Annotated in this window: 16 protein-coding genes; 1 reads left to right on the top strand and 15 read right to left on the bottom strand. The window is 63.9% G+C overall.

Annotated features, from left to right (window positions below; all coding sequences use genetic code 11):
* On the bottom strand, positions 1-777 hold the full coding sequence (locus APH44_RS00220) for a YqcI/YcgG family protein (RefSeq protein ID WP_054890671.1): 777 nt from the start codon (positions 775-777) through the stop codon (positions 1-3).
* A 163-nt stretch (positions 778-940) separates the two neighbouring features.
* Here APH44_RS00220 and APH44_RS00215 point away from each other — a divergent pair, with 163 nt between their 5' ends.
* Positions 941-1,861, top strand: coding sequence for a LysR substrate-binding domain-containing protein (locus APH44_RS00215; RefSeq protein ID WP_054890670.1), 921 nt, complete (start codon positions 941-943; stop codon positions 1,859-1,861).
* A 62-nt stretch (positions 1,862-1,923) separates the two neighbouring features.
* On the opposite strand, the gene APH44_RS00210 is transcribed toward APH44_RS00215, so the two are convergent.
* The 14 genes from APH44_RS00210 to msuE form a co-directional block, all read right to left on the bottom strand.
* A complete protein-coding gene (locus tag APH44_RS00210; RefSeq protein ID WP_054890669.1) occupies positions 1,924-2,388 on the bottom strand; it encodes a DUF1348 family protein in 465 nt (154 codons plus the stop codon).
* Between the two features lie 131 nt (positions 2,389-2,519).
* A complete protein-coding gene (locus APH44_RS00205; protein WP_054890668.1) occupies positions 2,520-3,251 on the bottom strand; it encodes a zeta toxin family protein in 732 nt (243 codons plus the stop codon).
* Positions 3,238-3,516 (bottom strand): hypothetical protein, encoded by a 279-nt coding sequence (locus tag APH44_RS00200; protein ID WP_054890885.1) that lies wholly within the window; start codon positions 3,514-3,516, stop codon positions 3,238-3,240. Before APH44_RS00200 ends, APH44_RS00205 begins: the two co-directional genes overlap by 14 nt.
* Before the next feature lie 188 nt (positions 3,517-3,704).
* Positions 3,705-4,886 (bottom strand): MFS transporter, encoded by a 1,182-nt coding sequence (locus APH44_RS00195; protein ID WP_054890667.1) that lies wholly within the window; start codon positions 4,884-4,886, stop codon positions 3,705-3,707.
* Positions 4,887-4,965: 79 nt separating this feature from the next.
* Positions 4,966-5,769 carry a 2,5-didehydrogluconate reductase DkgB gene (gene dkgB, locus APH44_RS00190; protein ID WP_054890666.1) on the bottom strand — a complete coding sequence of 268 codons (804 nt, stop codon included), beginning with the start codon at positions 5,767-5,769 and terminating at the stop codon, positions 4,966-4,968.
* A 235-nt stretch (positions 5,770-6,004) separates the two neighbouring features.
* Entirely contained in the window at positions 6,005-8,362 is a 2,358-nt protein-coding gene (locus APH44_RS00185; RefSeq protein ID WP_256216623.1) for a TonB-dependent siderophore receptor, read from the bottom strand.
* A 166-nt stretch (positions 8,363-8,528) separates the two neighbouring features.
* The gene (locus APH44_RS00180; RefSeq protein ID WP_054890665.1) at positions 8,529-10,178 is read right to left on the bottom strand and encodes a cyclic peptide export ABC transporter; all 1,650 of its coding nucleotides are present in this window, start codon (positions 10,176-10,178) and stop codon (positions 8,529-8,531) included.
* Positions 10,179-10,194: 16 nt separating this feature from the next.
* The gene (locus APH44_RS00175; RefSeq protein ID WP_054890664.1) at positions 10,195-11,529 is read right to left on the bottom strand and encodes a lysine N(6)-hydroxylase/L-ornithine N(5)-oxygenase family protein; all 1,335 of its coding nucleotides are present in this window, start codon (positions 11,527-11,529) and stop codon (positions 10,195-10,197) included.
* Between the two features lie 115 nt (positions 11,530-11,644).
* Complete coding sequence (locus APH44_RS00170; RefSeq protein ID WP_054890663.1) at positions 11,645-12,505, bottom strand: formylglycine-generating enzyme family protein; 861 nt, start codon at positions 12,503-12,505, stop codon at positions 11,645-11,647.
* A 14-nt stretch (positions 12,506-12,519) separates the two neighbouring features.
* A complete protein-coding gene (locus APH44_RS00165; RefSeq protein ID WP_054890662.1) occupies positions 12,520-13,797 on the bottom strand; it encodes an aminotransferase class V-fold PLP-dependent enzyme in 1,278 nt (425 codons plus the stop codon).
* A 15-nt stretch (positions 13,798-13,812) separates the two neighbouring features.
* Entirely contained in the window at positions 13,813-15,165 is a 1,353-nt protein-coding gene (gene pvdM / locus APH44_RS00160) for a pyoverdine-tailoring dipeptidase-like protein PvdM (protein ID WP_054890661.1), read from the bottom strand.
* 164 nt (positions 15,166-15,329) lie between these two features.
* On the bottom strand, positions 15,330-16,445 hold the full coding sequence (locus APH44_RS00155; RefSeq protein ID WP_054890660.1) for a sigma-54-dependent Fis family transcriptional regulator: 1,116 nt from the start codon (positions 16,443-16,445) through the stop codon (positions 15,330-15,332).
* A 10-nt stretch (positions 16,446-16,455) separates the two neighbouring features.
* Positions 16,456-17,643: an acyl-CoA dehydrogenase family protein gene (locus APH44_RS00150; protein ID WP_054890883.1), complete on the bottom strand. Its 1,188-nt coding sequence runs from the start codon at positions 17,641-17,643 to the stop codon at positions 16,456-16,458.
* A gap of 9 nt (positions 17,644-17,652) precedes the next feature.
* Complete coding sequence (gene msuE, locus APH44_RS00145; RefSeq protein WP_054890659.1) at positions 17,653-18,213, bottom strand: FMN reductase; 561 nt, start codon at positions 18,211-18,213, stop codon at positions 17,653-17,655.
* Between the last annotated feature and the right edge of the window lie 138 nt (positions 18,214-18,351).

The raw sequence follows: 18,351 nt of genomic DNA, 5'->3' as shown, positions 1-18,351 counted from the left end.
TCAGTTCTCGATCTGGTTTTCAGGCGTTGCAGCGGCATGGAAGGGGCAGCGCGAGGGCATGAGCGAGCCGGCCTCCTGAAGTTGGTACTGCTTCCATTCGAAGTTGTCGTCCTGGCCGAAGAACCCCAGGCTGTCGGGGATGACCCCGTCGTTGTACTGCGCAACCCGCTCACGTATCCGCGCACGGATGCGCTGGCCACTTTCGGTGCCTGCACTGGCCACTTCGTCGAAGCTCTCCCGTGGGTTGATGACGAAGGCGATGCTGTTGCCCAGGTTGCGGCTTTTCATCTGGCGATGGGCGGGAAAGCTCATGTTGATGAACAGTGGCATGCCGGCAAAGCAGAACGACCACTGAGTGTCATGCGGGTCGCGTGGCACGTCCTGTGGCCAAGGCTGAGGGTCGCGGGCGTGGACCTGCTGGAGAATCTTCCAGGCCAGGGCCTGCTGTTCGGCCAGCGTTGCGTCGGTGGTCGTTTCCAGAAACACCAGCAGCGGGTTGCCGATGCGCTGCTTGAGCGGGATCGGCGCGATGGTACTGACGTAGTCGGCGAGACCGCGGGCGATATCATTGGCCGGATCATCGGCGCGGGCGAAAATGATGTGGCAGGTGGCGGCAGCGACCGCCTTGCGTCCGAAGAGACAGGGAAAGCCGGGGTTGCCGAGGATTTCCTTGAAGTGCTCTATGGTCTTGTAGGTCCAATGCTGCCTGTTCCGAACATGTTCATCGGCCAGCTCTAGCGCATCCAGGCGATAGCAGTTTCCATAACCCGTAAACATGGTTTCCCCAGGAAGTTTCTATAAGGTGGTTTTTCTGCCTTATCGCGGCGTGTTGGTTAGCTGTAATTGTTATTTAACGGCATTTTCGAAGAACCTCCCAAGGTTGTAAAACGCCTGGAACTATGACCTACTATTAGTTTCACTCATGCTTTGGACGGCGACGATGTCAGAACGGATTCCAGCCCTGCACGCCTTGCGTGCCTTCGAAGTGGCTTCTCGTTACGGCTCCTTCACCCGCGCAGCGGAAGAACTGGCCCTGACCCAAGGGGCGGTAAGCCACCACATCAAGACCCTCGAAGCCATGTTCGGTTGCGACCTGTTCGAGCGCCGTGGCCCCAAGCTGCGCTTGACCGAGCACGGTCGGTTGCTGGCCCAGGAGCTCAAGGTCGGCTTCAAGATCATCGAGAATGCTTGCGCATTGTTGCGCCAGGACCGTTACGGCCTGCGCCTGAAAGCCGCCTCCACGCTCACCGTGCGCTGGCTGCTCAAGGCACTGGACGGTTTCAAGAAGATCGACGACAGTTGCAGCGTGCAACTGTCGAGCGTGTGGATGGACATCGACACGGTAGATTTCTATTCCGAGCCCTACGATTGCGCCATCCTGCTGGGCAGCGGCAATTTCCCTGCCGATGTGGAGAGCTTGAAGCTGTTCGATGAATGGCTGATTCCGGTCTGCCACCCCGACTACCTCAAGGATCCTGAGTCAGACCTGTCGGTGCTACGCGACTGTGAATTCCTGCATCCCTCGTCTGACCGCCGTGATTGGCGGCGCTGGCTGGCGCGGGTCGATGCCCTGGACATCAGCATCGATCAAGGGCAGGTGTTCGACACCCTTGACCAAGGGATCTCCGCGGCCCAGCAGGGGCTGGGCATTTCGGTGGTCGATCTGGCACTGGCCAGTGCCGACCTGGCCGCAGGCCGCCTGATCACACCCTTCAAGCAGGCCGTGGCGACAGGCGATGGCTATTACATGACGTGGCTCAAGGCCAGCCCCAAGGCTCGGCAGATGAGCAAGCTGCGCGACTACCTGCTTGGCCAGGTGCCACCGCTGGCGCTCAAGGACATCAACTACCTGTACGGTTGAATACCGTAAAAGCACTTCGCCCAGGCCTGTCACGACAGGCCTGGGCGAATGCGTCTGCAAGATCAGAAACCGAAGCTGCTCAGCCCCGGATGGTCATCCGGACGACGCCCCAGCGGCCAACGGAACTGGCGCTCTTCTTCCGTGATCGGCATTTCATTGATGCTGGCGTGACGGTTCTGCATCAAACCATCGGCGGCGAACTCCCAGTTCTCGTTGCCATAAGCGCGGTACCACTGGCCGCTGTCATCGCGGTACTCATAGGCATAGCGCACGGCGATGCGGTTTTCGGTAAAGGCCCAGAGCTCCTTGATCAGGCGGTATTCGTGCTCACGATTCCACTTGCGGGTCAGGAAGGCCTGTGCCTCGTCGCGGTTGCTGGCGAAGTCGACCCGGTTACGCCAGCGAGTGTCGAGGGTGTAGGCGAGGGCAACCTTGGCCGCATCGCGGCTGTTCCAGCCATCCTCGGCCAGGCGGACTTTCTCGATAGCGGTTTCGCGGGTGAACGGGGGCAATGGTGGGCGGGACATCGCGGGACTCCTCATGTGCAGGCCCGGAAGAAGTGGCCTGATGGATGAAGCGTAGGCTCAAGCGTGTTCGCTGGGAATTGGTGCAGGCGGCAGTTCATAATTGCGGCAGGTGGAATAATCCGTGGCCAGCCTCACGGTTCGACTTCGTCCACATAGGCTTCAAAGAACCAGTCCGGGATCTCCTCGGTGCGATACTCCAGCTGCGTGCCATCGGTGATCTCTGCGAGCCATAGCGCGCTCTGCTGCGAGTTGTCGAATACATAGGCCCGGTTGCTGGCGGCGATGGCCTCCGGCAACAGGTCGAGCGAACGTCCATAGCGACTGCGCACCAGGTCCGGCCTGACCGGATGCCCGCCCTGGCGGACACGGATGGCCACCCGGTCGATGTTGATTTCCGGGTTCTCCGTCGAGACGAAGTAGAGGTAGGTGCGGTAGCCACTGGCTTGTGCCTGGCGCATGAACTCGATCTTGCTGCCATGGGACATGACGGTTTCGAAGGTGAAGCTGGCCCGGGCTTCGAGCAGGCGCTGGCGGATGAAGTCGGCGATGACCGAGGCGAAGTAGGCATCCATGCGTACCGCACGGTAGTCGATCCGCTGCTCCTCGAGCCCCAGTCGCCCGACCTGCTCGGCAAGTCGCTTGCTGATGATCAAGGGATGCTCTAGGTGGAACGCCAGCACGTCAGGCAGCGTGGCCTGGATGCCGAAGAGGGAGAGGTCGATGAAGCCGCTGGCCTTGGCCTGGGTTTCCAGCTCGTCGGCATTGACGAAGAGGCGGGTCAGTGCGGCGGGCAGGCTGGCCTTGATGGTGCTCTTGCCGGAGCCGTTCGGACCGGCAAAGACCCGCAGCCTAGGCACGCTCACCGGCGCTGCTGTCGTCGACCTTGCGAACGGTGACAACCTCGCCGAGCTTGACCCTGCGCCGTGGGCCGGCCTTGGCCAGGACGGTCCGGGCGCCATCCGCGTTGACCCTGACCAGTTCGCCGTCGTCAGTGGTCAGCACCCCCTGCTGGCTCATCTGCAGGGCGCGCTGATAGGCGCTGAGTGTCGCCTCACGGGCATGCTCGGGCACGGTCTGCTCAAGAGCGTCGAGCTCAGGTTCGGAGACTTTCCTGGCTTTTGCGGTCATCGTGATGTACCTCCGGTCAGCCACGAAGGGGCTGTGTGCATGAGGAGCATCATAGCGCTGGCCGCGCAGGAAAACATCAGCAGGTGGCATGGCGAAGGTCCTGAAGAGGGGCCATTCGATACTGGCAGAAGACGCGGTTCAGCGTTTCCCATTACCTGTAGTCCCTCTCGAAGAGCCCTGTACGGTGCTTACAGCGCTTCGCTGATGGTGCTGTTCGCCACCTTGTTGCGTCCCCCCAGCCACACCAGCAGCAGCGCGGCCGCCGCCAGCAAACCGCCGGCCATCGGCACCGCGGCGTAGCCCAGGTCCAGGCTGATCACCGCGCCGCCCAGTGCGGCACCGACCGCATTGCCCAGGTTGAATGCACCTACATTGATCGACGAGGCCAGGCCTGGGGCCTCGGCCGCCGCAATCATCACCCGCATCTGCAGCGGCGGCACCACGGCGAAGGTGAATACCCCCCAGACCAGCAGGGCCAGCGCAGCACCGACATGGCTACCCAGCACCAACGGCATCAGCAGCATGATCACCGCCAGGGTACCGAGGAAGATCCGTGCCGCGCCGTCCAGCGACCAATCGGCCAGACGACCTCCAAGGCTGTTGCCGAGGGTGAAACCGACACCGATCAGCACCAGGCCCAGTGTGACGAACGCATTGGAGGCACCGGTCAATTCCGCAAGCACCGGGGCAACATAGGTGTACAGCGTGAACATGGCGCCTGCGCCGAGCACCGTGGTGGCCATCGCCAGCAGCACGCTGGGGCGGGCGATCACCGCCAGTTCCTTGCGCACATGCGGCACGCTGCCACGCTCGCCTTTGGGCAGGGCGTACCACAAGGCACTGATGGCGATCAGACCGAGCACGGCGGTGCCGGCGAAGGCCATGCGCCAGCCGATCTGCTGACCGATCCAGGTGGCGGCCGGTACGCCGCCGATATTGGCGATGGTCAAGCCCATGAACATGGTGGCAATGGCACTGGCCTGCTTGTCCTTGGGTACCACGCTGGCCGCGACTACCGCGCCCAGGCCGAAGAATGCGCCGTGGTTGAGGCTGGTGATCAGGCGCGAGGCCAGCAGGGTGTAATAGTCCGGCGACAGCGCCGACAGCAGATTGCCGACGGTGAAGATGCTCATCAGCATCATCAGTGCAGCACGCTTGCCGAAGCGGCTGAACAGCAGGGTCATGATCGGTGCGCCGACCATCACGCCGATGGCGTAGGCGGTGACCAGCATGCCGGCAGTGGGGATGCTGGCGTTGACACCTTCGGCAATGACCGGCAGCAGGCCCATGGGGGCGAATTCGGTGGTGCCGATGCCGAAGGCGCCGATGGCCAGGGCAAACAGGACCCGTTTAGGGGAAAGCGCGCTCATCGGAAACTCCGGGTTATGGCGACTTCAGGAATGTCGGGTGTGGCGTCGACCGCAGTCGACGCCCAAGTGCGACGAGGGATCAGTCCCAGGCCGGCGCCAGGCCGTCCGGGCTGACTTCGCGGCCATTACGCTCCAGGTCTGCGATCTGCGCCATGTCCTCTTCGTCCAGGCGCAGGTCACGGGCAAGCAGGTTGCTGGCCAGATTCTCGCGCTTGGTGGAGGAGGGGATGACCGCATAGCCGAGCTGCAGAGCCCATGCCAGGGCGACCTGGGCAACAGTGGCCTTGTGCTTGGCAGCGATCTTGGCCAGTACCGGGTCCTTGAGCACCTTGCCGTAGGCCAGGGTCATGTAGGACGTGACGGTGATCCCCTGTTCCTTGAGGAAGGCCGTGAGCTTGCGGTTCTGCAGGTAGGGGCTGAGCTCGATCTGGTTGGTGGCGATCTCGCCCTTGCCAACCGCATCGATGGCCTGGCGGGTCAGCTCGATGTTGAAGTTCGAGATACCGATCTGGCGGGTCAGGCCCAGCTTCTTGGCTTCGGCCAAGGCGCCCATGAACTCGCGCAGCTCGACACCGTTGCCTGGGGCCGGCCAGTGGATCAGGGTCAGGTCGACATGATCGGTGCGCAGCTTGGCCAGGCTCTCGCGCAGGCTGGGGATCAGCTTGTCGGCAGCGTAGCTGTCGGTCCAGATCTTGGTGGTGATGAACAGCTCGCCACGAGGTACACCGCTTTCGGCGATGGCCTGGCCGACGTCGGCTTCGTTCTTGTAGATCTGCGCGGTGTCGATGACGCGGTAGCCCAGCTCCAGCGCGGACTTGACCGAGTCGATGACGGCTTGGCCGGTGAGGCGGAAGGTGCCGAGGCCGAAGGATGGAATGCTCATGGATCTGCTCCTGCTATAGGGGAATTCGGGATCGATCGGGAGGCGCTGGCGCCTGGACACATCGACCATTCGAGTGGGGAGCAGTTTGAAGGTTGCAGCGGGGTTGATTAAGAGGGGCGTGGGGCAAGGTCTTTTGACCTGGAGTCATGAATGGCGGGTGATTGCTTCGTGTGGTGGGCGTTTCGATCGCGCCAGAATGGATCGGGCCTGACTGGCAGGCCCGAGGGTGCAGAGGTTACAGCGTCCACCTCATGGTGACGGTGAAGTTGCGTGGATCGCCGAAGATGTTGGCCCCGGCCGGGTTGCTGATGTTCTGGTAGTAACGCTTGTCGAACACGTTGTTCAGGTTGCCTTGCACGGTGAAGTGCTTGTTGATCCGGTAGGCGGTCATCAGGTCGGTCACGCTGTAGCCGCCCTGTTGCACACCGAAGCTGGTATAGGCCCGGCTCTGGGTGCGGAAGCCACCACCGATGCTCCACTGGTTCAGGTCACCCGGCAACTGGTACACGGTGTTGACCTTGAACAGGTTGTAAGGGGTGTCGCTGTCGAAGCGGTCGCCCTTCTGTTGAGTATCGGTTTCCTTGGTGTACTTGGCGGCGGCATAGGTGTAGCCGACCGACGCCTGCCAGCCTTCGGCGAGCATGCCTTGCACTTCCAGCTCGACGCCCTTGGTCTCGACTTCGCCCGCCGCCTCGTAGCAGCCATCGGAGAGGTCCGGGCAGGACGACTGTGGCAGGTACTTGGCGAGGTTTTCCTGGTTCAACTGGAAGTAGGCCAGGCTCACGTTCAAGGCGCCGCCGAAGTATTCGCCCTTGATCCCCGTCTCATAGTTGCTGCCGGTGACCGGGTCGAGGATGGAACCGGTGGCCGAGCGGGCTTCCTGTGGCTTGAAGATGCGTGTCCAGCTGGCGTACACCGAGTAGGTGTCGTTCAGGTCGTACACCACGCCGGCATAGGGCGTGAACTCGCGGGTGGCCTTGGAGCTGCCGCCAAAGGAGAAGTCGCCGGACTGGGTCTGCTGTTCGTATTCATACCAGTCCAGACGCGAGCCGAGGGTCAGCTTGAGGTCGTCCTGGATGTTGAAGCGAACGGTGGCGTAGGTGCTGGACTGCTCGACCTTGCCCTTGCGCGACCAGTTGAAGTCGATCTCGGGCTTGGGCACCGAGCCGAAATCGAACGACAGCGGATCGACCGGGTAATCGAAGGTGCCCAGCGGGCCGCCGCCAGGGCCGTCGTCGGTGCGGTCGTGGCGGTAGCTGCCACCGAGCACCAGTTCATGGGTGCGACCGAACAGGCTGAACGGGCCACTGACATAGCCATCGACGCTCTTCTGGGTGTGCTCGTAGGTGTAGCGGCCTACGTTGAGCTGCAGGGTGTCGGCCGCCTGGTCGAGGCGATAGAAACTGGTGCCGAGCATGTCCATCTCACCGCGCAGCCAGGTGGTGTTCAGGCGCAGCTTCCAGTCATTGTCGAAGCGGTGCTCGATCTCGGCGAAGACGCTCTTGTTCTTCTTGTCCCAGTAGGTCCAGGACGGGCTCATGCGGTGCGAGCGAGAGATCGGCAGGAAGTTGCCGTTGGCGTAGGTCGGCAGCCCGGACCAATCGGCGCCAGGGTTGTCCTCGCGGTTGTAGTAGCCGCCCAGGGTGAGGGTGGTGTCCTCGGTCAGGTCGAATTCGGTGATGCCGTACATCAACTGGCGTTTGTTGCTGTAGTCGTCGACGAAGCTGTCCTTGTCCTGCAGCGCGACGACGGCGCGACCCCGTACGCTGCCGCTGTCGTTGAGCTTGCTGCTGGCGTCGAGTTCGGTACGAAAGTTGTTCCACGAGCCTGCGCTGGTGGTGATCGACATCTGCGGCTCGATGGTTGGTCGCTTGCGGATCAGGTTCAACGTCCCCGAGGGGTTGCCGGCACCGACCATCAGGCCGGAGGCGCCGCGCACCACTTCCACGCGATCGAACATCGACAGCATCGAGGTGCCGAGGGTGTCGGTATCGTAGGCCACCGGCAGGCCGTCGATCATGATGTTGTCGACCGAGGTGCCGCGCGAATAGAAGGTCGGACGTTCACCGCCGGTCTTGCGCAGGGTGAGGCCAGGGGTGTACAGCGAGACGTCTTCGAGGGTCTGCATGTTCTGGTCGTTCATGCGCTGACGGGTCAGCACCGTGACCGACTGCGGCGTGTGGCGCAGCGACGTCGGCAACTTGGTCGCCGTGCTCATCGAGCCTGTGGTGTACGAGCCTGTGCCTTCGGTGGTCTCGCCCAGTACGCCGGCGTTGACGTTGGTCGCCCCCAGTTCCACCGCGCCGCCTTCCCTACGGCCGCTGATGGTCACTGTGGTGCCGTTGACGCTGTAGCCAAGGCCCGTGCCGCCGAGCAATTGGCGCAACGCGGCATCGGGCTCCAGCGAACCCTTGACCGCGGTGCTGCGCAGGCCGCTGATCTGGTCGGGAGAGTACAGCAGTTGCCACTGGCTCTGCTGCCCGAAGGCAATCAACGCGCTACCAAGCGCCTGCTGGGGAATGTTGAAGGCCACTTGCTGGGCCTGGGCAACCATCGGCGCTGCCAGCATCATGCCGACAGCGGTGGCGGGCAAGCCGGACGCCATGAGGCGCCGGACAAGCATGGCCTTTGACAACGGGCGAAGGTTAGGGAAGACGTGCATTGGCAGACTCTATGATGGTGTTGTAGATAATGATTTGCATTACATCTAGTGAGACGCACACACACAGCAGAACCGGAAAAATCCGGTTCTGTTTTTTTCAGGCGGGTGTCAGCTCCTCGACGACTTTGCCGGCTTCCAGCCTCACGAGCTGGTCGGCCATGTCGAAGTAGCGGTCATCGTGGGAGATCACGATGATGGTCTTGCCCAGGCGCTTGAGGTCCGGGAGCAGCTCGGTATAGAAGATGCGACGGAAGGTCGGATCCTGGTCGGCGGCCCATTCATCGAAGACCAGCACCGGGCGTTGTTCGATCCAGGCATTGACCAGCGCCAGGCGCTTGCGTTGCCCGGTGGACAGGTCGGTGGTGCTGAACTGGCCATCGCTGACCTTGACCTTGTGGGCGATTTCCAGGCGCTCCAGGTACTGGTTGGCATCCTCGGGAATCGCCTGGTCGCCCTGAACCAGGTCGTCGAACAGGTAGTAGTCGGCGAAGACCGTGGTGAACAGCTGGCGGTAATCGTCGCGCGATTCGGCATCCACGGCCTTGCCATTGACCTTGATCTGGCCCTGCTGGGGGGCATAGAGCCCCAGCAGCAGCTTGATCAGAGTAGTCTTGCCGCAGCCGTTCTCGCCGACGATGAACACGATGTCGCCCTGGGCAATCTTCAGGTTGACCGGCCCGAGGGTGAAGGGGCGGGCATCGCCGACCGGCGGGAAGGCAAAGCCGACATCGCTCAGTTCCAGGCTGTGCACCTGTGGTGCGGCTTGACCGGAGTCGGCCAGCAACAGGTGAGGCTCCGGGGTGGCGAATCGCTCCGACAGCTCGGCAATGCGCTGGAAGGCAATGCGCGCCCGGCCAATGATCGGCAGGGTGCTGATCAGGTGTTCCAGCGGCCCTTTCATGTACAGCAGCACCAGCACGAAACCGCTCATGACGCTGGCATCGGCACTGGGCCAGAGCGATTGCAGCACCAGGGCCAGGCCGATGACCACGAAGAACAGCATCGAGCCCAGGCTCTTGGCGACCACGAAGGTGTTGATCGAGCGTGTCTGCAGATCGCGGATCCGTTCGGCCGTGTCGCTGATGCCATGCTGGAACATGCGCTGGCGGCGCGGGCGGTGGATACGCAGCTCCTTGGCACCGGCGGCAATTGCACTGTAGTGCTTCTGCAACTGGTCTTCGGCATCGCGCGCCGCCATGAACCCACGAATACCGCGGGACTGCGCCACCGACTGGATGGCGATGCCAATGGCCAGCGCAGCCAGCATCATCAGGAACATCGGCCAGGACAGCATTGCCAGGTAGCCCAGGCAGCCCAGGGTGACGGTCAGCGAAATCGCCAGTGGCGCGAAGGCGAAAGCGAAGTCGCTGATGGTGTCCACGTCATGGGTCAGGACCGGGATCAGGCGGTGGCTGCGAAAGCGCTCGATCTGTTCGATCGGTGCCGCCAGCACCTTCTCGCCCAGCTCCTTGCGCAGCTTGGCGATGATGTGCTGGCCCACCTGGTTGGTGCCGATGTCGGAGAGGATGCTGCTGACCAACGCCAGGGCGCACAGCCCGACGAAGCCCAGCACCAGCCCCTGGCTCAGCCCGCCTTCGGTGTGCAGCCCGGTGTTGATGGTGGCCAACAGGGCGGTGACGCTCAGGCCACCGACCATGCCCAGGGCAATCGACAGGGCGACCACCGGCCAGAAGGGCCGCAGCAGCGTCAGCAGCTCACGCACGGCCCCACGGGGTTGTTTGCTCATCGGAAGGTTCCTGTCTTCAGGCGCTGGTCATACGCAGCGCGGCCGGGGCGTTGCTGGCGTGCTTGCCCAGGTGCTGGTAAAGCGACTGACCGATTTCTGCGGCACGTGCCGGCAGCACCGACAGCAGGGTGTCGCTGAGCCCGTGCGAGGCTTCGCAGAAGCCTTGCAGGTAGACGCTGGCGCCGAACTCGGGGCTGGCCAGGGCGCGGTAGTCGCGGTCGACCTCGAAGTCTTTCAGGTGCTGCTGCAGCGGAGCCAGCAGGTCGCGGTGGGAGCGACGCTCGTAGCCAGTGGCGAGGATGACCGCGTCGTAGCGGTGGGTCTGGCGAACGTCGGTGGCCAGGTCGCGCAGGGTCAGCTCGATACCTTCGGCGGTGTCGACCACCGTTTCGATGGTGCGCCGGCACAGCACGGCATGGCGATACTGATGGGCGACCTTCTGGCGGTACAGGATGCCGTAGATGCGTTCGAGCAGGTCGACGTCGACCACCGAGTAGTTGGTGTTGTGGTACTCGCCGATCAGTTTCTCGCGTTCGGCGTGCGGCTGGTTGAACACCAGGTCGGTGTACTCGGGGGCGAAGATTTCATTGACGAACGGGCTGTCGTCGGCAGGCTTGAGTGCCGAGGCGCGCAGGATCATGTCGACCTTGACCGACGGGTAGCTGTCGTTGAGGTCGATGAATGCCTCTGCGGCGCTTTGGCCCGAGCCGATCACGGCGATGCGCATGGGCTTGCCGCTGTTGCACGGCAGCTGCTGCAGGGCGCTCAGGTATTGGGAGTGGTGGAACACGCGCGGGTCGTTCTTGAACGGGCGGAAAGCATCGGGAACCTTGGGCGTGCCGCCGCTGCCGACCACCACCGAGCGGGCCCGGCGCTGGTGCTCCTGGCCGTGCTGGTCACGCGAGACCAGGCGCAGGTGATCGACCCGGCCATCACGCAGTTCCGGTTCGATGCGCAGCACTTCCTCGCCATACACCGCCTGGGTGGCGAAGTGTTCGGCGGCCCAGCGCAGGTAGTCGTTGTACTCCAGGCGGCAAGGGTAGAAGGTGCCCAGGTTGATGAAGTCGGCCAGGCGCTGCTTCTGGTGCAGGTAATTGACGAAGCTGTAGGGGCTGGTGGGGTTGCGCAGCGAGACCAGGTCCTTGAGGAAGGAGATCTGCAGCTCGCTCTGGGTAGCCAGGGTATTGCCGTGCCAGCGGTAGTCGCTCTGCTTGTCGATGAACAGCGCGTCGAGGGCGTGGCCGTTGGTTTCGGCGAGCTCTTCCAGGGCAATGGCCAGTGCCAGGTTGGAAGGGCCGAAGCCGACGCCGATGAGGTCGTGGATTTTGTCGGGCGAAGAGGTCTGGCTCATGGTTGCGGTTCCTTGGATGGTCGAGTGGGGGCGCCGCGTGGGGCGCCCCGAGTCCTGCGCAAGTACACCGATAGGAACGAGCCGAGGGTGGGAGAATTTACCGCCGCGTAGCGCCTCAGAGCTCGCGGACTACCCGAAAACCGAGCCAGTCGCCACGGTCGTCGCGAACCGTGGTGTTGCGGTTGCCCGAACGCGAGAAGATCGGCGCTTCACCCCAGTCGTTGCCACGGATGGAGATCTGCGTGCAGCCCGCCTCGGTGCGCGCGCTGCCGTCGGCGGGGGCGCCGACATAGCTGTCGTGGTAGCAGTCGGCGACCCATTCGTAGACATTGCCGTGCATGTCGTAGACGCCGAAGGCGTTGGCCGGGAAGCTGCCGACCGGCGAGCTGAAGCTGTAGCCATCCTTGGGGCCGTAGACGTTGGCGTTCTTGCTGATCTCGAGGGTGGCGTCCGGCTCGAACGGGAACATGCCGGTGCTGCCGCCGCGTGCGGCGTATTCGCGCTGGGCTTCGCTGACCATGGCGTAGTGCTTGCCGGTCTTCTTCGACAGCCAGGCCACATAGTGCTCGATGTCGCCGTAGCTCATGCACACCGCCGGCTGGCGAGGGCCTTGCGGGTAGCTGGGCTTGCTATTGGTGCAGCGCCGTCCGGGGCGGTCGTCGCCGTCGGCGATGACGACGCCGGTGGCCTTCTGGTAGTCGGCCCATTCACCGGCGGTGATCTGGAAGCGGCTGATGGCGAATGGCTTGGCGAAGGTCACAGGGTGCTGCGGACCTTCGTCGTCCTGGCGGCCCATCTCGTCGGGCGGGGTGCCCATGGTGAAGGTGCCGGCGGGCAGCACGACCATTTCCGGGCAGGTCCTGGCGCAGTCGCGAAACACTGTGCCGGGCTTGTCCGACGGCTGCGCGGCCAGGGCCGGCAGGCTGCAGGCGGCCAGCACGGCGGCCAGGGTGAGGCGGTGCAGAGGTGTGCTCATGGGAGATGCCTTGTTCAAAGTTGCTGGGTAATCAGGTGCATGACCCGGTCGATCTGCTGTTCGTCGTTGAGCAAACCTGGCGCCAGGCGGATGACGGGGCCAACGTCGCGCTCCACGGCATCGCACATGACCTTGCCCGCGATCAGCTTCGCGGCGAAGGCATCCGGGTCCTTGCCGGGCACGCGGAAGAAGGTGAAGCCTGCCGAGAACTGCGCGCTGCGCGGCGTCACCAGTTCGATGCGGCGGTCTTCGAGCAGGCGCTCCTTGAGCAGGGCATTGAGCTGGTGGATGCGCGCCTGCACATCGGCCTTGCCCAGTTGCAGGTGCAGCTTGAACGCCTCGCCCAGTGACCAGCGGTATTCGAAGGCGTGGTAGCCGCCGGGGGTCATGATGGTGGCGAAGTCTTCATCGCGGGAGAAGGTCGCTACGCTGGGCGTGAGGTGATCCATGCCGGTCGAGGCGGCGCAGATGATGCCGGTGCCGCGCGGGCCGAACATCCACTTGTGGGTGCCGGCGATGAAGTAGTCGCAGTTGAAGTCGGCGAAGCGCTGGTTCTCCACGCCGAAGCCGTGCACGCCGTCGACCACATAGAGGATGCGCTCGGCTTCACTGCGGTCGCGGTTGTGGCGGCGCACCAGTTCGCCGATCTCGCCGACCGGCAGCTTGACGCCGCTGCTCGAGTGCACCCAGGTCATGCCCAGCACGCGGGTCTCGGGGCGGATATTGCGCTCCACGGTGGTCAGCACCTGATCGGTGGACACGTCCCAGGGGTTGTCGAACAGGCGGATCTTGCGCACCTGCGTACCCTCGCGCTGGGTGCGGAAGGCCAGGGTCTTGTGGGTGGAGTAATGCTCGTGCTCGGTGGTCAGGATCTCCTGCTTCGCGCCGACCTGCAGGCCGCCATAGATCATGGCCAGGCCTTCGGTGGTGCTGCCGGTCAGTGCGATCTGCCGCGGACCGACCTCCAGGTAGCGTGCGGCCCAGTCACGCACTTCGTCCTCGCGCTGCCATTCGTACTGGCTTTCCCAGTCCATCAGGGCGGCGGGGTTGCGGTCGAGGTCGGCGCGGTGGCGGTCGATCGCTTCCTGCACCGGCCGCGGGTGGGCGGTGACCAGGAAGTTGGCGAAGTGGGCGATGTCCGGGTCCAGCGGGAACAGCGTGCGCAGGTTGCGCCATTTGTCCGTGCCGGTGAGCGTTGCTGGCGACGAGGTTGCAGCCAGGGCGCCAGGCAGCAGCGGCAGGCTCGCGGCGACCAGGCCGGCCTGCTTGAGAAAGGTACGACGGTTGCTCATGCGGGCAGGCCTTGATCAGTGTTGGGTGGAAGCGACAGGTTGACCGGCTTTTTGCACCTGGTCCCAGACCCGCAGGAAGTTGCCGGCCCAGAGCTTGGCGATATCGGTTTCGCTGTAGCCACGGCTGAGCAGCTCGGCGGTGACGTTGCGGATCTCGCTGACATCCTTCCAGCCATCGAGGCCGCCGCCGTCGTTGAAGTCCGAGCTGAGGCCGACGTGGTCGATACCCACCTTCTTCACCGTGTAGTCGATGGCGTTCGCGTACTGCTTGAGGGTCGCCTTGGGTTCTTCTTCAAGAATTCCGTACAGGCTGCTGGCGTACTCGCCGAAACGTGATTCAGGCCAGATGGCGATCACCGCATCGCCCGGCATCAGGGCATTGGCCAGGCCCTGCAGGGGTTGCAGGTCGAAGCGCGCACGCAGCGCCTCGAGTTTTTCCAGCACCGGCTTGCCCAGGGGCTTGAGGTATTGGCCGAAGCCCACCACCTGGATCACGCCGCCGCTGTCCTTGATCAGCTGCATTTCCTTGTCGGAGAGGTTGCGCGGAATGTCCACCAGCGCCCGCGGCGCCGAATGCGAGGCCACGATCGGCGCGCGGCTCAGGCGCACGACGTCTTCCAGGGCCAGGGTCGACATCTGCGAGACATCGATGATCACGCCCAGGTCGTTGAGGCGCTTGACCGCCTGTTCACCCAAGGGCGACAGGCCGCCCAGAGCGTCGGCGGTGTCGTTGAAGAACGGCAGCGGGCGCGAGGAGTCGGCCCAGTCGTTGTTGCCGGTGTAGCTGAAGCCGAACATGCGCATGCCGCGTGCTGCCCACAGGTCGAGCTGCGACAGGTCGTGGCCCAGCGGGTAAGCGTTGAGCATGCTGATGAAGATGGCGAACTTGCCTTCGCCGTTCAGGCGCCGGAAGTCGTCGGGGGTATAGGCGATACCGACCTGGTTGGGGAAGTCGCGGACCATGCCGCTGATGATCTTGTAGCGCACTTCCTGCTGCTGGCGCGCCTCGTCGACGAAGCCCGGGGTAGGGCGGTGCGGTGCGTTGGGGCCGTTCCAGATTTCCGGCCAGCCGAAGATGGTCAGGGCCGCACCGGAAAGACGACCGCGGTTGGCCTTGACCAGGTCGAACTGCCCAGGGCCGTCCTTGTCGATCTCGTTGCCGGTGCTGCCCAGGTCCAGCGGCACCGTGATGTGACTGTCGAACGAGAGCATGTGCTCATGCAGGGCGTTGGCCTGTTCGACGATCTTGTGCGGGTAGCCGGCATCCTGGCGTTGCCAGTAGAAATAGCCAGCGGCACTGCCCAGGGCGGCCACCAGGGCCAGAGGCAGGCCTATATACAGGGCTTTGCGGGAACGGGTCTTGGTCATTGCCATCTCGTTGCAGGGCTGATCGCAACCGCCTGGCGGGCAAAGGAGCCGCCGGGCAGGGTTCGGGTATCAGGTGGACGAATGGCATGGGGCGAGATTTACGTGCAGCAGCGGCTTTACCCGCGAAAAGCGCGCCTGGGTGGGTGGCACAGGCCATGACGCGTTCAGATCGACAGCCGCACCATCCGGTTGTCCAACGGCTGCTCCGGTGCGCGGCGCTTGTTCACCACCAGCTCGCCGATGGCGATCAGCCGCGTGCGCGTGACGTTGCGCGACAGCCCCAGCAACTGCGCGGTATGCACCTGGTTGTAATGGCAGAAGTGATAGGCCGAGCGCAGCAAGGCATTCTCCACCTTCTCGTACAGATCTCCCGGCTGCTCCTCGTACAGCCGGCTGAACGCCTGCTGCAGCAGTTCATCGATGCCGCCGTCCTTGCTGGCAGAGGCCGGCGAAGGCAGATCGTCCTGACGTTCCAGGCGCAGGTTTGACAGGCGCAAGTCGCGGGCATGGATCAAGCCGTCGCCGCAGGTCAGCAGACTGTGGTGAATCACGTTCTCCAGCTCGCGGATGTTGCCCGGCCAGCTGTAGGCCACCAGCTTGGCCTGGGCATCGGCTGCCAGTTCCACCGGGCCGTAGCCCAGGCGCTCGCTGTAGCTGCGGATGAAGTGGCGCGCCAGCGGCAGGATATCGCCCGGCCGCTCGCGCAGCGGGTGCAGCGAGAGGGTGACGACGTTCAGGCGGTAGTACAGGTCTTCGCGAAAGTGCCCGGCGTTGATGGCCTTTTCAAGTTGCACGTTGGTGGCGGCCAGCACGCGCACATTGATCGGGATGCTCTTGCGTGACCCCAGGCGCACCACTTCGCGTTCCTGCAGCACACGCAGCAGCTTGACCTGGATGGGCAGCGGCAGGTCGCCGATTTCATCGAGGAACAACGTGCCGCCGTTCGCCTCCTCGAACCAGCCGGCCTTGGACGCAAGGGCGCCGGTGAAGGCGCCTTTCTCATGGCCGAACAGTTCGGCCTCGACCAGCGACTCGGAAAACGCGCCGCAGTTGACCGCAACGAACGGGCCGTCGCGGCGGGCACTGAGGTTGTGGATGTGGCGTGCGACCAACTCCTTGCCCGTGCCGGTCTCGCCAATGATCAGGACGCTGGCCTCGCTGGGAGCGACCTGTTGCAGGTGGGCGAGCAGCGCCTGCGACCTGGGGTCTTCGAAGACCTGTGCGGTCGCCCTGATCGAGGTAGCCAATGACGGTGAAGGGGGGAGGGTCAGCAATTGCATGGACGTGCCTTTAGGAATAGAAGGACGGGGCAGGGCGTTTGTCGTTCAGCGCCCACTCGCCCAGTTCATGGATGCGATAGTCCACCGGGTCGTGCAGGGTCTGGGTCCTGAGGTTGCGCCAGTGCCGGTCGAAGCGCAGTGAGGCATGGGTGGCGCGGGCGCCGGTGACTTCGAACAGACGGTTGCAGATGTCCAGCCCATGGCGCGTTGCGGCAACCTTGGCGGTGCCGATGGCCAGGGCCAGGTCGCCACGCGCCTCGGCGCTCAGGTTGTGCTCAAGGGCCCAGGCCGCATCGAGCTGGTCGCAGGCGCGGCGGATCAGCAGGCGCACGCTTTCCAGACCGACCCAGAACTCACCATAGTGGCGCAGCACATAGGGGTCTTCGCGGCTCTCACTGGCGCTGGAGCGGAACCAGGGGCGACTTTCCTTCAGCGTGTACTGGCGCGCTTCGTCGAAGGCGCCTTCGGCGATACCCAGGAACAGGTTGGCGAAATGCAGTTGCGCGATCAGCGGACGCAAGGCGGCGAACGGCGTGCTCAGCGGGCCGGGATCGAGCAGCAGTTCGTTGTGCTCGACCCGCACCCGTTCGAAGGTGGCGCTGCCGCTGTCGGTCTGGCGTTGACCGATGTTGTCCCAGTCACCGTGCAGGCTGATGCCGGTACGACCACTGGGGATTGCGGCGATCAGCAATTTGCCGCCGGCGCGCTCGTCCACCGCCGAGGCGATGAGCATTTCCGAGTCGCTGGCGCCGGAGCAGAAGCTCTTCTTGCCGGAAAACTCGCACCACCCCTCGAAGTGCTTGACCTGGGTGCGCGTGTCCAGCGGGTTGAGGGCATTGCCCCAGAACCAATGCTTGCGCGCAGTCTGTTCGAACCAGGGTTGCCATTGGTCAGGGCGTGAGAACAGGCGCACGGTGGCCAGCATCAGGTGGTGGAAACCGAACACGTGGGCAATGGAGCTGTCGACCCGGGCGAACTCACGCACCACGTCGAAGGTTTCACGCCAGGTCGCCCCTTGGCCACCGAAGGCCGTGGGGATGGCCAGTGACAGCAGGCCGCTGTCGCGCAGGGCATCACGCTCGGCCTTGGGGGTGCCGCCGCGTTCGTCGCGTTCGACAGCGGTGAGGGCGAATTGGGCGGCCAGGTCGTGGGCAATGGCCAGTGCCGGGCGCGTGGAGGGTGTCACGGGTGCATTCATGGTGGTCACTCAGGCACTCTTGCGCAGCTGATGGTGAGGGGCGAACAGCGGTACGGCACGTTCGGCGGCCAGACCGATGCGCGCAGCCAGGGCATCACTGGAAACGCGATAGTCCTGCAGCTCGGCCTGGCTGGCATAGACGCCGATGGGCAGGGTCAGTGCCTGCAGGAAACTGAACAGCGGGCGCAACTGATGATCCAGCACCAGCGCATGGCGCTCGCTGCCGCCGGTGGCTGCCAGCAATACCGGGGTGTCCACCAGGGCGTCCTGGCCGATCAGGTCGAACAGGTGCTTGAAGTGCCCCGGGAAGCTGCCCCGGTAGACCGGAGTGGTCACCACCAGCAGGTCGGCCTGTTCGATGTGCTGCAGTTGCTGCTCGACGGTGTCGGGCAGTTCGCTACGCCACAGTGCAGCACCCAGTGGGCGGGCAATATCGCCCAGCTCGATGAGGTGCGGCCGGATGTGCAGATGCTGGCCAAGCTCGGCGAGGATGGCTTCGGTCAGTGCCAGGGTGCGCGAAGGGCGGGAAGTACCACCGGAGAGGGCAACGACGTTCAAGGGGGTGCTCATGGCGAGTCTCCTGTTCGGGTGAGCGGGGGACTTTGCTTGAGCAATCGTCGTGCCGAAGTTTCGATTCCTTTTGAATCAACGGGTTGCCGAGATTTCTGCGACAACGGCCGTGTTGCCAGAGCAGCGGGGTGTTGATCG

It is taken from the genome of Pseudomonas sp. NBRC 111143 (assembly GCF_001320965.1).
GTDB lineage: Bacteria > Pseudomonadota > Gammaproteobacteria > Pseudomonadales > Pseudomonadaceae > Aquipseudomonas > Aquipseudomonas machongensis.
The sequence above is the reverse complement of the archived record's forward strand: the minus strand, read 5'-3'. Positions and strand labels throughout refer to the sequence as shown.

What these genes read in the sequence shown, in the direction of transcription:
- pvdM (WP_054890661.1), bottom strand. Translation starts at nt 15,165, where the DNA reads ATGACCAAGACCCGTTCCCGCAAAGCCCTGTATATAGGCCTGCCTCTG.
- msuE (WP_054890659.1), bottom strand. Translation starts at nt 18,213, where the DNA reads ATGAGCACCCCCTTGAACGTCGTTGCCCTCTCCGGTGGTACTTCCCGC.
- APH44_RS00170 (WP_054890663.1), bottom strand. Translation starts at nt 12,505, where the DNA reads ATGAGCACACCTCTGCACCGCCTCACCCTGGCCGCCGTGCTGGCCGCC.
- APH44_RS00210 (WP_054890669.1), bottom strand. Translation starts at nt 2,388, where the DNA reads ATGTCCCGCCCACCATTGCCCCCGTTCACCCGCGAAACCGCTATCGAG.
- APH44_RS00195 (WP_054890667.1), bottom strand. Translation starts at nt 4,886, where the DNA reads ATGAGCGCGCTTTCCCCTAAACGGGTCCTGTTTGCCCTGGCCATCGGC.
- APH44_RS00175 (WP_054890664.1), bottom strand. Translation starts at nt 11,529, where the DNA reads ATGAGCCAGACCTCTTCGCCCGACAAAATCCACGACCTCATCGGCGTC.
- APH44_RS00155 (WP_054890660.1), bottom strand. Translation starts at nt 16,445, where the DNA reads ATGCAATTGCTGACCCTCCCCCCTTCACCGTCATTGGCTACCTCGATC.
- APH44_RS00200 (WP_054890885.1), bottom strand. Translation starts at nt 3,516, where the DNA reads ATGACCGCAAAAGCCAGGAAAGTCTCCGAACCTGAGCTCGACGCTCTT.
- APH44_RS00180 (WP_054890665.1), bottom strand. Translation starts at nt 10,178, where the DNA reads ATGAGCAAACAACCCCGTGGGGCCGTGCGTGAGCTGCTGACGCTGCTG.
- APH44_RS00150 (WP_054890883.1), bottom strand. Translation starts at nt 17,643, where the DNA reads ATGAATGCACCCGTGACACCCTCCACGCGCCCGGCACTGGCCATTGCC.
- dkgB (WP_054890666.1), bottom strand. Translation starts at nt 5,769, where the DNA reads ATGAGCATTCCATCCTTCGGCCTCGGCACCTTCCGCCTCACCGGCCAA.
- APH44_RS00215 (WP_054890670.1), top strand. Translation starts at nt 941, where the DNA reads ATGTCAGAACGGATTCCAGCCCTGCACGCCTTGCGTGCCTTCGAAGTG.
- APH44_RS00165 (WP_054890662.1), bottom strand. Translation starts at nt 13,797, where the DNA reads ATGAGCAACCGTCGTACCTTTCTCAAGCAGGCCGGCCTGGTCGCCGCG.
- APH44_RS00220 (WP_054890671.1), bottom strand. Translation starts at nt 777, where the DNA reads ATGTTTACGGGTTATGGAAACTGCTATCGCCTGGATGCGCTAGAGCTG.